Source organism: Aeromonas sp. sif2433, from assembly GCF_019218705.1.
In the GTDB taxonomy this organism is placed as follows: Bacteria; Pseudomonadota; Gammaproteobacteria; order Enterobacterales; family Aeromonadaceae; genus Aeromonas; species Aeromonas encheleia.
In genome coordinates this window covers 239,700-252,604 of sequence record NZ_JAHUXD010000006.1, presented here as the reverse complement: position 1 = coordinate 252,604, position 12,905 = coordinate 239,700, and the positions used below count along the sequence as shown (strand labels likewise).

General features: G+C 59.4%; 12 protein-coding genes. 10 read left to right on the top strand and 2 right to left on the bottom strand.

The genetic code is table 11. The features are described 5' to 3' along the window. Positions 1 to 39: 39 nt before the first annotated feature. Both gyrA and KW825_RS11625 read left to right on the top strand, forming a co-directional pair. Positions 40 to 2,823, top strand: coding sequence for a DNA topoisomerase (ATP-hydrolyzing) subunit A (gene gyrA / locus KW825_RS11630; protein ID WP_218329293.1), 2,784 nt, complete (start codon positions 40 to 42; stop codon positions 2,821 to 2,823). A 295-nt stretch (positions 2,824 to 3,118) separates the two neighbouring features. After that, positions 3,119 to 3,295, top strand: coding sequence for a hypothetical protein (locus tag KW825_RS11625; protein WP_218291340.1), 177 nt, complete (start codon positions 3,119 to 3,121; stop codon positions 3,293 to 3,295). A gap of 13 nt (positions 3,296 to 3,308) precedes the next feature. Here KW825_RS11625 and KW825_RS11620 read toward each other — a convergent pair whose 3' ends face one another. Next, positions 3,309 to 4,361, bottom strand: coding sequence for a PA0069 family radical SAM protein (locus KW825_RS11620; RefSeq protein WP_218329292.1), 1,053 nt, complete (start codon positions 4,359 to 4,361; stop codon positions 3,309 to 3,311). 174 nt (positions 4,362 to 4,535) lie between these two features. Between KW825_RS11620 and KW825_RS11615 the strand changes: the two genes are divergently transcribed. Next, complete coding sequence (locus tag KW825_RS11615; RefSeq protein ID WP_218329291.1) at positions 4,536 to 5,144, top strand: tetratricopeptide repeat protein; 609 nt, start codon at positions 4,536 to 4,538, stop codon at positions 5,142 to 5,144. 9 nt (positions 5,145 to 5,153) lie between these two features. Here the strand turns inward: KW825_RS11615 and KW825_RS11610 are convergent, their stop codons facing one another. Further along, the gene (locus KW825_RS11610) at positions 5,154 to 5,366 is read right to left on the bottom strand and encodes a hypothetical protein (protein ID WP_042652215.1); all 213 of its coding nucleotides are present in this window, start codon (positions 5,364 to 5,366) and stop codon (positions 5,154 to 5,156) included. Between the two features lie 386 nt (positions 5,367 to 5,752). Between KW825_RS11610 and thrS the strand changes: the two genes are divergently transcribed. From thrS to ihfA, 7 genes are all read left to right on the top strand, one after another. Next, positions 5,753 to 7,681 carry a threonine--tRNA ligase gene (thrS, locus tag KW825_RS11605; protein WP_218329290.1) on the top strand — a complete coding sequence of 643 codons (1,929 nt, stop codon included), beginning with the start codon at positions 5,753 to 5,755 and terminating at the stop codon, positions 7,679 to 7,681. A gap of 21 nt (positions 7,682 to 7,702) precedes the next feature. Then, a complete protein-coding gene (gene infC, locus KW825_RS11600) occupies positions 7,703 to 8,233 on the top strand; it encodes a translation initiation factor IF-3 (RefSeq protein WP_256351883.1) in 531 nt (176 codons plus the stop codon). 88 nt (positions 8,234 to 8,321) lie between these two features. After that, on the top strand, positions 8,322 to 8,519 hold the full coding sequence (rpmI, locus tag KW825_RS11595; RefSeq protein WP_005315535.1) for a 50S ribosomal protein L35: 198 nt from the start codon (positions 8,322 to 8,324) through the stop codon (positions 8,517 to 8,519). Between the two features lie 14 nt (positions 8,520 to 8,533). Beyond that, entirely contained in the window at positions 8,534 to 8,890 is a 357-nt protein-coding gene (gene rplT / locus KW825_RS11590; RefSeq protein WP_005300683.1) for a 50S ribosomal protein L20, read from the top strand. 312 nt (positions 8,891 to 9,202) lie between these two features. Further along, entirely contained in the window at positions 9,203 to 10,186 is a 984-nt protein-coding gene (gene pheS, locus KW825_RS11585; protein WP_005315542.1) for a phenylalanine--tRNA ligase subunit alpha, read from the top strand. A 12-nt stretch (positions 10,187 to 10,198) separates the two neighbouring features. Further along, positions 10,199 to 12,586, top strand: coding sequence for a phenylalanine--tRNA ligase subunit beta (gene pheT / locus KW825_RS11580; protein WP_218329289.1), 2,388 nt, complete (start codon positions 10,199 to 10,201; stop codon positions 12,584 to 12,586). Positions 12,587 to 12,589: 3 nt separating this feature from the next. After that, entirely contained in the window at positions 12,590 to 12,886 is a 297-nt protein-coding gene (gene ihfA, locus KW825_RS11575) for an integration host factor subunit alpha (protein ID WP_005300715.1), read from the top strand. The last annotated feature ends 19 nt before the right edge of the window (positions 12,887 to 12,905 follow it).

Below are 12,905 nucleotides of genomic sequence, written 5' to 3'. Positions count from 1 at the left end.
TTAAGCCAAAGAACAACTAATTAGGGATTAAGGCTTTCTATGAGCGATCTGGCCAGAGAGATCACGCCGGTCAACATCGAAGAAGAGCTCAAGAGTTCCTATCTTGATTACGCCATGAGCGTGATCGTAGGACGAGCTCTGCCGGATGTGCGTGATGGCTTGAAACCGGTTCACCGCCGCGTTCTGTTTGCTATGAACGAGTTGGGGAACGACTGGAACAAGCCCTATAAGAAATCGGCCCGTGTGGTCGGTGACGTAATCGGTAAATATCACCCCCACGGCGACAGTGCCGTGTATGACACCATTGTCCGGATGGCGCAGGATTTTTCCATGCGTTACATGCTGGTCGATGGTCAGGGCAACTTCGGCTCGGTCGACGGCGACAACGCCGCGGCCATGCGTTACACCGAAGTGCGGATGGCCCGCATCTCCCACGAGCTGCTGGCCGATCTGGACAAAGAGACCGTGGACTGGGTGCCGAACTACGACGGCACCGAGATGATCCCGGCGGTCATGCCCACCAAGATACCCACCCTGTTGATCAACGGTTCCTCCGGTATCGCGGTGGGCATGGCGACCAACATTCCGCCTCACAACCTCACCGAGATAGTCAACGGCTGTCTGGCGCTGATCGACAATGGCGATCTCACCATCGATGAGTTGATGACCTACATCAGCGGCCCGGATTTCCCCACCGGCGCCATCATCAACGGCCGCGCCGGCATAGTGCAGGCGTACCGTACCGGTCGTGGCTCCGTCTATGTGCGGGCCAAGGCCGAAGTGGAAGTGGACGAGAAGACGAGTCGCGAGACCATCATCGTTCACGAGCTGCCTTATCAGGTGAACAAGGCGCGGTTGATCGAGAAGATCGCCGAGCTGGTCAAAGAGAAGAAAGTCGAGGGCATCAGCGCCCTGCGCGATGAGTCTGATAAAGACGGCATGCGCATCGTTATCGAGATCAAGCGCGGCGAGTCCGGCGAGATTGTGCTGAACAATCTCTACAAGCACACCCAGATGCAGACCACGTTCGGCATCAACATGGTGGCGCTCGATAACAACCAGCCCAAGGTGATGAATCTTAAAGAGATCCTGGATGCCTTCCTGCTGCACCGCCGTGAGGTAGTGACTCGCCGGACCGTGTTCGAACTGCGCAAGGCGCGGGATCGGGCCCACATCCTGGAAGGTCTGGCGGTCGCCCTGGCCAACATCGACCCCATCATCGAGCTGATCCGTCACTCCGATACCCCGGCCGATGCCAAAGCCAAGCTGATCGCCCGTGGCTGGGAGCTCGGCAACGTCGCCGGCATGCTGGAAAAAGCAGGCGACGACGCGGCCCGTCCCGAGTGGCTGGAGCCGGAGTTCGGCATCCGTGAGGGTCAATACTTCCTGACCGAGCAGCAGGCCCAGGCCATCCTGGATCTGCGTCTGCACAAGCTGACCGGCCTCGAGCACGAGAAGATCCTGGAAGAGTACCAATCTCTGCTGGATCTGATCGCCGAGCTGCTGTTCATCCTGGCAAGCCCGGAACGGCTGATGGAAGTGATCCGCGATGAGCTGCTGGCCGTGCGCGATCAGTACGGTGACGAGCGTCGCACCGAGATCAACGCCTCCAGCGCCGAGATCAACATTGAAGATCTGATCACCCCGGAAGACGTGGTGGTCACCCTGTCTCACCAGGGCTATGTGAAGTATCAGCCGCTGACCGACTACGAGGCCCAGCGCCGCGGTGGTCGTGGCAAGTCGGCCACCCGGATCAAGGAAGAGGACTTCGTGGAGCGTCTGTTGGTGGCCAACACCCACGACACCATCCTGTGCTTCTCCACCCGTGGCAAGGTCTACTGGCTCAAGGTGTATCAGCTGCCGGAGGCGTCCCGTGGCGCCCGCGGCCGTCCGATCATCAACCTGCTGCCGCTGGAAGAGGGTGAGCGCATCACCGCCATCCTGCCGGTCAAGGAATATGCCGACGACAAGTACGTCTTCTTCGCCACCGCCGACGGTACCGTGAAGAAGACCAGCCTGTCTGCGTTCAGCCGTCCGCTCTCCTCCGGTATTCGTGCCATCAACCTCAAAGAGGGCGATGAGCTGATCGGGGTGGACATCACCGACGGCAGCAACGAGATCATGCTGTTCTCCGATGCGGGCAAGGTGGTTCGCTTCGCTGAAGGCAGCGGTCGCGCCGATGCGGACGTCAGCGATGATGCCGACGCGGATGACGACAGCGTCATTGACGCCGGCAACGACGACGAAGGCAGCGACGGCGTTGAAGGCGCCGAGAACACCGAGAGCAAGGGCGCCTTCAAGGGCGTGCGTCCCATGGGCCGTACCGCCTCCGGTGTCCGCGGCATCCGCCTGCCCAATGGCAACAAGGTGGTCTCCCTCATCGTCCCCCGTGGCGAGGGTGCCATCCTGACCGCCACCGAGAACGGTTACGGCAAGCGGACCGCGTTGACCGAGTACCCGACCAAGAGTCGTGGTACCCAGGGCGTCATCTCCATCAAGGTGGATGATCGCAATGGCAAGGTGATCGATGCGATCCAGGTCGAGGATACCGACCAGATCATGCTGATCACCAACGGCGGTACCCTGGTGCGTACCCGGGTCGCCGAGGTGAGCATCATCGGCCGTAACACCGGCGGTGTCCGTCTGATCCGTACTGGTGAAGACGAGACCGTGGTCGGCCTGCAGCGCATCGCCGAGAGCGACGAGGAAGAGAACGACGTCGTGGCCATCGACGGTGAACAGGTTGAAGGTGCAGATGCTGCGCCAGACGCCGGTGCTGCCGACGCAGGCTCCAGCGAAGAGGGTGTGGCTGGCGACGAATAATCGTTACCCGCATCGATAAAAAAGAGCGACCCTTGGGTCGCTCTTTTTGTTTGTCCTGCCCTTGTCGCCGTTCGCTCCCGCCGTGGCGATCCACCCGAATTCCTCCGAGCCACATCGGTGTGAGGGCGCCACTCTGCCAAATCCGTGCTCCAGCTCATTCTCATACTCGATCCTTCATCCCTGCGTCATCTGGCTGTCATCCCACCGGGACAGACTGCGGCTGTTCATCGAGGGGTTAAGGGCACGATCACGCCCGAGCCCGGAGTGTGCCGATATCATCCAGGAGGAACAGCTTATGACGAGTTGGATCATGTGGGAGATCTGGTGGAGCCGGATGTGGGGAGAGGATGCCAAGGCATCGTCACAGGAAGCGCAGGAGGAGGAAGTCGCTTATGAGCCATCGCGCCTGCCCGCCGAGCTGATCGCACAGGGCAAGCAGGTGCGCTCCTATCCGTCGCGACCGAGGGGTTGATGGCCGCCTGACGTCAGAACAGGCGTAACTGCTCGTTGGGGCGTATGAAGCGATCCAGGTTCAGTTGAACGTGACGCTTGCCGAGCCCCATCCGTTTGCTGATGAGGCGAAAGCGCTGGGCGAGCAGATCCGCAAACTGGCCTTGGCCCCGCATGCGGGTGCCGAAGGCCGGGCTGTTGAGGCTGCCGTCACGGCTGGCCCGCAGCTGGTTCAGGATGGCCTCCTTCTGACCAGGATGATGCTCGCTCAGCCAGTCGCTGAACAGGGTCGTCAGCTCATGGGGCAGCCGCAGCAGTATGTAGTCGGCGCAGCCGGCGCCCGCCTCGGCCGCGCTCCTGATGATCTGCTCCAGCTCGGGCTCGTTGAGGCGCGGGATCATGGGAGCCGCCAACACGCCGACCGGCACCCCCGCCTGGGCCAGTTTCTCGATCACCTTGAGTCGCCCGGCCCCGGTGCTGGCTCTGGGTTCCAGCTGCCGCCTCAGCGTCTCGTTGAGGGTGGTCACCGACACCATCACCTGACACAGCCCCTCCCTGGCCAGTTCGGCCAGCAGATCGAGATCCCGCAATATCATCGCGCTCTTGGTGATGATCCCCACCGGATGGCGGTGGGCTAGCATCACCTCCAGCAGGGCGCGAGTGAGCCGGTAATGGTGTTCGATGGGCTGGTAGGGATCGGTATTGGCCCCCAGCACTATGGTCTGTGGCTGATAGCTGGGCCTGGCAAACTCCCGCCGCAACAGCTCGGCGGCATTGATCTTGGCGAACAGCTTGGTCTCGAAGTCGAGGCCGGGGGAGAGCTCCAGATAGGCGTGGCTCGGTCTGGCATAGCAATAGATGCAGCCGTGCTCGCAGCCCTGATAGGGGTTGATGGAGCGGCTAAAGGGAACATCCGGCGAGAGATTGTGGCTGATGATGCTCTTGGCCTGGATCTCGCGCACCTCAGTCTGGGGCGCTGAGACCTCAAACTCAGGTGCGGCCTTGTATTGCCAACCATCGTCGACGACCTCGATCTGCGGGCCGCTGAAGCGGTGATCGATGTTGTGGGTACTGCCTCGTCCTGCCATAGTCGCCGACTAACACTGTTTATATGTACAGTTATTCTGCTCGGGCGCACGCCAAATTTCAAGTTCCGCCAGCAAGCCACCCTCTAAATGACATCACAGAGAGATCTCCTGCTTGATCCCGTCGCTACATTTCGTTTACATAGACAAAATGAGAACTGGATCACGGAAATCATCATGAAACCCACAACGTCTCGCTGGCTGTTTATCGGAGTGATCGGCCTGGTCATCTGGCGTCTGATCCCGCTCTCCACCGAGCAGGATCTGGCGACAGCCAACCGTGCCTGGCGCGTAGGCCACTTCGAGGAGGCGACCAGGATCTGGCAGCCGCTGGCCGATCAGGGTCAGCCCAGGGCGCTGGCGCTGATGGGCTGGAGCCACGAGGTGGGGCAGGGGAGCGAGCAGGATCTGGCGCAGGCCGTCAGCCTCTATCGCCAGTCGGCGCAGGCGGGGGATGCCTTCGGCCAATACCGGTTGGCGGAGCTCTACCTGCGCGGGGTGGGGGTGCAGCGGGACTTGCGCACGGCGTTTCACTGGATGGAGCTGGCGGCCCACAACGGCGATGTGCCCGCCATGCTCAAGCTGGGGGTGCTCCATCTGATGGGGGCCAACGGCCGGGTCAACGTGGCCGAGGCCAAGCAGTGGCTCTATCAGGCATCCCAGAAGGGCAACAAGCTGGCGCTGCGGGTCCTGCAGGAGCTGGCGCTGGCGGAAGAGGGGCGCAGTGACTTCGATTTTAACGGGCAGTCGCTCCTGGAGGCCGGCCAGGCCAGCACGCCAAGCTAGTCTGCACCTTCAGGCACTGGCGCTGACCTTGCCCGGGGTGACGTCGGTGACGTAGAGGGTGCTGCGATCGGCGCTGTGCACTATGCTGCAGACCTCGCGCTTGCTGCCATCGCTCAGGATCACCAGCTCACCGAGATGCACGGGGCAGTGCGTCGTCAGTAGGTGATCCGGATGGATAATCTTCTCCGCGTGCTCCGGAAACGAAATGTCATAGGTATACATCTTTATCTCCTCTCAGACGGGCTCCTATCTGGAAACCTAGCACAGGGAGGGGGCCAATGGGACGCTCGGCGGCAATAACCATTTTCATAATAGGGGGCCAGCCCTGAGTAGGGATGGGCCCACGCACCCGCTCACGCCATCCGATAACCCGCCCCGTCGCTGTATGCAAAATCGTCGTGGCAACTTGTCTGAGTTGTCACGTCTGATACAATCCTCCGCTGTACCTGTCGATTGATAGCATCACACAACAAATAAATTGTGTGCCACTGTGTGTACCAACCGTATTGTGAACGGTGAAACATCCAAGTGAGTGGCTTGATTTTGAAGGACATTTTCAATTCACACGTGGCCTTTGGTAGGGGTCACCACTGTCAAGGAAATACATAATGCCAATCATTACTCTGCCTGACGGCAGCCAACGTCAATTTGCCCACGCCGTTTCTGTCATGGACGTCGCCGCGGACATAGGTCCCGGTCTCGCCAAGGCATGCATTGCCGGTCGGGTAAACGGTGAACTGGTGGATGCCTGCGAGCTGATCGAAGCCGATGCCTCCCTGGCCATCATCACCGCCAAAGACGAAGAAGGTCTGGACATACTGCGCCACTCCTGTGCTCACCTGCTGGGTCATGCCATCAAGCAACTCTGGCCCCAGACCAAGATGGCCATAGGTCCCGTCATCGATAACGGTTTCTACTATGACATCGATCTCGATCGTACCCTGACCGACGAAGATCTGGCTGCCCTGGAAGAGCGCATGCTGGCGCTGGCCGCCAAGGATTACGACGTCATCAAGAAGAAGGTCTCCTGGCAGGAGGCGCGCGACGTGTTCGAGGCCCGCGGCGAGACCTACAAGGTCGAGATCCTGGATCAGAACATTGCCCGTGATGACCAGCCCGGTCTGTATCATCACGAAGAGTACGTCGACATGTGTCGCGGCCCCCACGTGCCGAACATGCGTCACTGCCACCATTTCAAGCTGCAGAAGATGTCCGGCGCCTACTGGCGTGGCGACTCCAACAACAAAATGTTGCAGCGCATCTACGGTACCGCCTGGGCCGACAAGAAGCAGCTCAAGGCTTACCTGCAGCGCCTCGAAGAGGCCGCCAAGCGTGACCACCGCAAGATCGGCAAGCAGCTCGACCTGTATCACATGCAGGAAGAAGCGCCTGGCATGGTGTTCTGGCACAACGATGGCTGGACCATCTTCCGTGAGCTGGAAACCTTCATGCGTACCAAGCTGCGTGAGTATGACTATCAGGAGGTGAAAGGCCCCGCCATGATGGATCGCGTACTGTGGGAGCGCTCCGGCCACTGGGATAAGTATGCCCAGGGCATGTTCACCACCCAGTCCGAGAACCGCGAGTACGCCATCAAGCCGATGAACTGCCCGGGTCACGTCCAGATCTTCAATCAGGGCCTCAAGTCCTATCGCGATCTGCCGCTGCGCATGGCCGAGTTTGGCTCCTGCCACCGCAACGAGCCGTCAGGCTCCCTGCACGGCTTGATGCGGGTACGGGGTTTCACTCAGGATGACGCCCACATCTTCTGTACCGAAGAGCAGGTCATGGAAGAGGTGTCCGCCTGTATCCGTATGGTCTATGACGTCTACGGCACCTTTGGCTTCGAGAACATCGTGGTCAAGCTCTCCACCCGTCCCGAGCAGCGTATCGGCTCCGACGAGGCCTGGGATCGTGCCGAGGCGGCCTTGGCCGAGGCGCTGGTGCTGAACGGTCTGAAGTACGATCTGCAGCCGGGTGAGGGCGCCTTCTACGGCCCCAAGATCGAATTCACCCTGCATGATTGCCTTGATCGTGCGTGGCAGTGTGGTACCGTGCAGCTCGACTTTGCCTTGCCGGGTCGTCTGGGTGCCACTTATGTGGGGGAAGATAACGAGCGCCACGTGCCCGTCATGATCCACCGCGCCATCCTGGGTTCCATCGAGCGCTTCATCGGTATTCTGACCGAAGAGTACGCGGGACTGTTCCCAACCTGGTTGGCACCGACTCAAGCCGTGGTGATGAATATCACGGATAATCAGGCCGATTATGCAGTGAAAGTAGCCAAGGCATTGAATGATGCGGGTCTTCGCGCAAAAGCGGACTTGAGAAATGAGAAGATTGGCTTTAAAATCCGCGAGCATACTTTGAAACGAGTTCCTTTCATGTTGGTCTGCGGCGATAAAGAAGTTGAAGCCGGCAAGATTGCAGTGCGAACTCGTAAAGGGGCTGACCTGGGTACTTATCCTGTTGAAGAGCTAATCGCTCTGTTGACCCAGGAAGTTCAGACCCGCGGACAAAAGAAAGTGGAGGAATAAGCTATAAAAGGCGGAAAAAAACTGGGCAAGCAACCGCAAGCCCGCGCTCACCGGATCAATGAAGAGATCCGTCTGAAAGAAGTTCGTCTGACCGGTTTGGATGGTGAGGCCATTGGCGTCACCACCATTCAAGATGCTCTGAACTTGGCCCTTGAGGCCGGAGTGGATCTGGTCGAGATCAGTCCTAACGCTGAGCCGCCCGTTTGCCGGATCATGGATTACGGCAAATTCCTCTACGAAAAGAGCAAAACCACCAAAGAACAGAAGAAAAAGCAGAAAGTTGTCCAGGTCAAGGAAATCAAATTCCGTCCTGGCACTGACGAAGGCGACTATCAGGTAAAACTACGCAACCTGGTTCGCTTTCTAGAAGACGGGGACAAGGCGAAGGTCACCCTGCGCTTCCGTGGTCGTGAAATGGCCCACCAGGATCTTGGTATCAAGGTTCTGGAGCGCGTCAAGACCGATCTGGAAGAGTTGGCCGTAGTCGAGTCGTTCCCGAAAGTCGAAGGCCGTCAAGCTGTGATGGTCCTCGCACCTAAGAAGAAATCTTAAGGCCCACAAGAAATTGACTCATGGGTTCGCCCCATGAGTCGGTTCGCCTTGCGATTTTGTTGTCACTCACAATGCGGAGTATGATGAAATGCCGAAGATGAAAACCAACCGGGGTGCTGCAAAGCGCTTCAAGAAGACTGGCTCAGGTCGCTTCAAGTGTAAGCACAACCACCTGCGTCACATCCTGACCAAGAAGAGCAGCAAGCGTAAGCGCAAGCTGGGGCCGAAGTTCATGGTTTCTGCTGCCGACCACAAACGTGTTGTCGCTTGTCTGCCGTACGCATAAGGGGGATGTGAAAAATGCCAAGAGTTAAACGTGGTGTGACTGCTCGCGCTCGTCACAAGAAAGTAATGAAAGCCGCCAAGGGTTACTACGGCGCCCGTTCCCGTGTCTACCGCGTAGCGGTACAAGCGGTAACCAAAGCTGGTCAGTATGCCTACCGTGACCGTCGCCAGAAAAAGCGTCAGTTCCGTCAGCTGTGGATTGCGCGTATCAACGCTGCAGCCCGTCAGAACGGTCTGTCCTACAGCCGTCTGATCAACGGTCTGAAGAAGGCTTCTATCGAGATCGATCGCAAGATCCTGTCCGATATCGCCGTTCACGACAAGCTGGCTTTCACCGCCCTGGTTGAAAAGGCCAAAGCAGCTCTGGTTTAATCCGGTTCTGTTATGAAAGATAAAAGGAGGCCTAGGCCTCCTTTTTTGTTTCCCGAAATCCGCCCCCGACAACCAAACCCACCGCTCCTTTCCCCGGATGAGCCATCATCTATGCCAACAAACGCGTGACATATCACACCCTATGTGGCGAAAGAGGGGACAGACTGGCACCCTTCCCCTATAACAAAATGATTTCTAGGGATAAAAGGCCACCATAACTATGGTCAGCCAAGGGGCTTTTTTTGTATTATTCCCCTCTTACCCTTATTTAGCCTAACAGGCTCCTGTTCCGGGAGTGGTGACGAGGAAGACATGCAACAGCTTGAAGAAGTAGTCGGCCAGGCCAAGGCCGAGATTGAGGGCGTCAATGACGTTGCGACCCTCGACGAGATCCGGGTCAAATATCTGGGTAAAAAAGGCTTTTTTACCGAGCAGATGAAGACATTGGGCGCCTTGTCCGCCGAAGAGCGTCCCGCCGCGGGCGCCGTGATCAACCAGGCCAAGCAGCAGGTTCAGGATGCCCTGAACGCGCGCCGCGATGCCCTGGTTGAGCAAGAGCTGAATCAGAAGCTGGCCGCCGAGACCATCGACGTCAGCCTGCCGGGCCGTCGCATCGAGAACGGTGGCCTGCACCCGGTGACCCGCACCATCGAACGCATCGAGCGCCTGTTTGGCGAGATGGGGTTCAAGGTTGAGCGCGGTCCCGAGATCGAAGACGGTTTCCACAACTTCGATGCGCTGAACATCCCGGCTCACCACCCGGCGCGTACCGATCACGACACCTTCTACTTCAATCCCGATCTGATGCTGCGCACCCACACCTCGGGCGTGCAGATCCGCACCATGGAACATCAGCAGCCGCCGATCCGCATCATAGCGCCGGGCCGCGTCTATCGTAACGACTACGACATGACCCACACCCCGATGTTCCATCAGGTCGAAGGCCTGCTGGTGGATGAGCACGCCAGCTTCACCGAGCTGAAGGGGATACTGCACGACTTCCTGCGCAACTACTTCGAGGAAGATCTCACCATCCGTTTCCGTCCCTCCTACTTCCCGTTCACCGAGCCCAGTGCCGAAGTGGACGTGATGGGCAAGAACGGCAAGTGGCTGGAAGTGCTGGGCTGCGGCATGGTGCACCCGAACGTGCTGCGTTCGGTCGGCATCGATCCGGAAAAATACTCCGGTTTTGCCTTCGGCATGGGCGTTGAGCGCCTGACCATGCTGCGCTACGGGGTCAACGACCTGCGTGCCTTCTTCGAAAACGATCTGCGCTTCCTCAAGCAGTTCAAGTAAGGGCGAGAGAACATGAAATTCAGTAAATCCTGGGTGATGGAGTGGGTCCGCACCGAGTTGAGTGACAACGCACTGGCCGAGCAGATCACCATGGCGGGTCTGGAAGTGGACGCCGTCGAAGCGGTGGCCGGCCAGTTCAACAACGTGGTGGTGGGTGAAGTGGTCGAATGTGGCCAGCATCCGGACGCCGACAAGCTGCGGGTGACCAAGGTCAACGTGGGCGAGGCCGAGCTGCTGGACATCGTCTGCGGCGCGCCGAACTGCCGCACCGGCCTCAAGGTGTGTGTGGCCAAGGTGGGGGCGACCCTGCCGGGTGATTTCACCATCAAGAAGGCCAAGCTGCGTGGCCAGCCTTCCCACGGCATGCTCTGCTCCTTCAGCGAGTTGGGGATCGAAGTGGAAGCGGACGGCATCATCGAGCTGCCGTTGGACGCCCCCGTCGGCACCGACATTCGCGACTATCTCAATCTCAATGACGTCGCCATCGACGTGGACTTGACCCCGAACCGGGCCGATTGCCTCGGCATCGCGGGTCTTGCCCGCGAGATCGGCGTGCTCAACAGCGTCGACGTGGTCGAGCCAAGCTGGACTCCGGCGCCAGCCACCATAGATGCCAGCTTCCCGATCCGGGTCGATGCGCCGGCAGACTGCCCCCGTTACCTCGGTCGTGTCATCAAGGGGCTGAACCTGCGCGCCCAGAGCCCGCTCTGGATGCAGGAAAAGCTGCGCCGTGGCGGCATTCGCTCCATCGACGCCATCGTCGACATCACCAACTTCCTGCTGCTGGAATACGGTCAGCCGATGCATGCCTTCGATCTGGCCAAGCTGGACGGGGAGCTGGTGGTGCGCCGTGCGAAGGCCGACGAGCCGATGACCCTGCTCGACGGCAACGAGATCAAGCTCAAAGAGACCACCCTCGTCATTGCCGACGCACAGGGTCCTGCCTGCATGGCCGGCATCTTCGGCGGCGAGCGCACCGGCGTGTCCGCCGAGACCACGGACGTGCTGCTGGAGTGTGCCTTCTTCGCACCGCTCTCCATCACCGGCCGTGCCCGTGCCTATGGCCTGCATACCGACTCGTCCCACCGCTTCGAGCGCGGGGTAGACCCACAGCTGCAAGCCAAGGTGATGGACAGAGCCACCCGACTGCTGCTGGATGTCTGCGGCGGTGAAGCGGGTCCGGTCATCGAGGTCAAATCCGATGCCCATCTGCCCAAGGCGACCCCCATCAAGTTGCGTCGTGCCAAGCTCGACAAGGTGATCGGCATCAGTGTGGCCGATGCTCAGGTGGTCGAGATCCTGACTCGCCTCGGCATGCAGGTGACCATCGAGGCCGACGGCTGGACCGCCCTGGCGCCCTCCTGGCGTTTCGACATCGCCATCGAGGAAGACCTCATCGAGGAAGTGGCCCGCATCTACGGCTACAACAACATCCCGAACCTGAAACCGGCCGCCTCCCTGGCCATGGTGGAGCAGGCTGAGGGCCAAGTGACCCTCAAGCGGGTGCGTGACCTGCTGGTTGACCGCGGCTTCCAGGAAGCCATCACCTACAGCTTCGTGGATCCCAAGGCCCAGCAACTGCTCTATCCGCAGAGTGACGCCATAGTGCTGCCGAACCCGATCTCGGTCGAGATGTCCGCCATGCGCGTCTCCCTGTTCCCGGGTCTGGTGCAGGCGGTGGTCTACAACCAGAACCGCCAGCAGGGCCGCGTGCGCCTGTTCGAGCAGGGTCTGCGCTTCATCAAGGACGAGAGCGCCGAAAATGGCATCCGTCAGGAGCCCATGCTGGCCGGCATCATCACCGGCAACCAGAGCGACGAGCACTGGGACATCAAGAGCCGTGGCGCCGACTTCTTTGATTTGAAAGGGGATCTGGAAGCCGTGCTGGATCTCACCGCCGAAGGTGCCAGCTTCAGCTTCGAGCGTACCGAGCACAGCGCCCTGCACCCGGGCCAGAGCGCGGCCATCCTGCGCAATGGCGCCGTCATCGGCCACATCGGCGTGATCCACCCGAGCCTCGAGAAGAAGCTGGGTCTCAAGACCCGTGCCATCATGTTCGAGCTGGAGTTGAACAAGCTGATCCCCGCCAAGGTGCCGGTTGCGGCCGAAGTTTCCCGCTTCCCGGCCAACCGTCGCGACATCGCCGTGGTGGTTGACCACCAGGTTCTGGCCGGTGATGTGCTCGCAGTAATTAAAAAAGTTGGCGGAAATCAGTTAGTTGGAATAAACTTGTTTGACGTATACCAGGGTGCTGGTATGGCAGAGGACAAGAAGAGCCTGGCCATCAGTCTAGTTTTACAAGACAACCAGCGCACCCTGGAGGAGAAAGAGATTGCCGAGACCGTAGACAATGTCGTGCGGGCCCTCGGTGAAGAGTTGAATGCATCCTTGAGGGATTGATCTATGGCGCTTACCAAAGCCGACATTGCAGAGCACCTGTTCACCCAACTCGGGATGAGCAAGCGTGAAGCCAAAGACATGGTGGAAGCCTTCTTTGAGGAAATCAGACAGGCGCTCGAGCGCGGTGAACAAGTCAAGATTTCAGGCTTCGGTAATTTTGACCTTCGTGAGAAGAATCAGCGTCCCGGACGTAACCCCAAGACCGGCGAAGATATTCCCATCAGCGCCCGGCGGGTGGTGACCTTCCGGCCTGGCCAGAAGCTCAAGGCCAGGGTAGAAAATGTTGAACCCAATGAGTGACAGAAAGCCAGGCAAATGC

What these genes read in the sequence shown, in the direction of transcription:
- pheS (WP_005315542.1), top strand. Translation starts at nt 9,203, where the DNA reads ATGCAACAGCTTGAAGAAGTAGTCGGCCAGGCCAAGGCCGAGATTGAG.
- ihfA (WP_005300715.1), top strand. Translation starts at nt 12,590, where the DNA reads ATGGCGCTTACCAAAGCCGACATTGCAGAGCACCTGTTCACCCAACTC.
- KW825_RS11620 (WP_218329292.1), bottom strand. Translation starts at nt 4,361, where the DNA reads ATGGCAGGACGAGGCAGTACCCACAACATCGATCACCGCTTCAGCGGC.
- thrS (WP_218329290.1), top strand. Translation starts at nt 5,753, where the DNA reads ATGCCAATCATTACTCTGCCTGACGGCAGCCAACGTCAATTTGCCCAC.
- gyrA (WP_218329293.1), top strand. Translation starts at nt 40, where the DNA reads ATGAGCGATCTGGCCAGAGAGATCACGCCGGTCAACATCGAAGAAGAG.
- rpmI (WP_005315535.1), top strand. Translation starts at nt 8,322, where the DNA reads ATGCCGAAGATGAAAACCAACCGGGGTGCTGCAAAGCGCTTCAAGAAG.
- KW825_RS11625 (WP_218291340.1), top strand. Translation starts at nt 3,119, where the DNA reads ATGACGAGTTGGATCATGTGGGAGATCTGGTGGAGCCGGATGTGGGGA.
- KW825_RS11610 (WP_042652215.1), bottom strand. Translation starts at nt 5,366, where the DNA reads ATGTATACCTATGACATTTCGTTTCCGGAGCACGCGGAGAAGATTATC.
- pheT (WP_218329289.1), top strand. Translation starts at nt 10,199, where the DNA reads ATGAAATTCAGTAAATCCTGGGTGATGGAGTGGGTCCGCACCGAGTTG.
- rplT (WP_005300683.1), top strand. Translation starts at nt 8,534, where the DNA reads ATGCCAAGAGTTAAACGTGGTGTGACTGCTCGCGCTCGTCACAAGAAA.
- KW825_RS11615 (WP_218329291.1), top strand. Translation starts at nt 4,536, where the DNA reads ATGAAACCCACAACGTCTCGCTGGCTGTTTATCGGAGTGATCGGCCTG.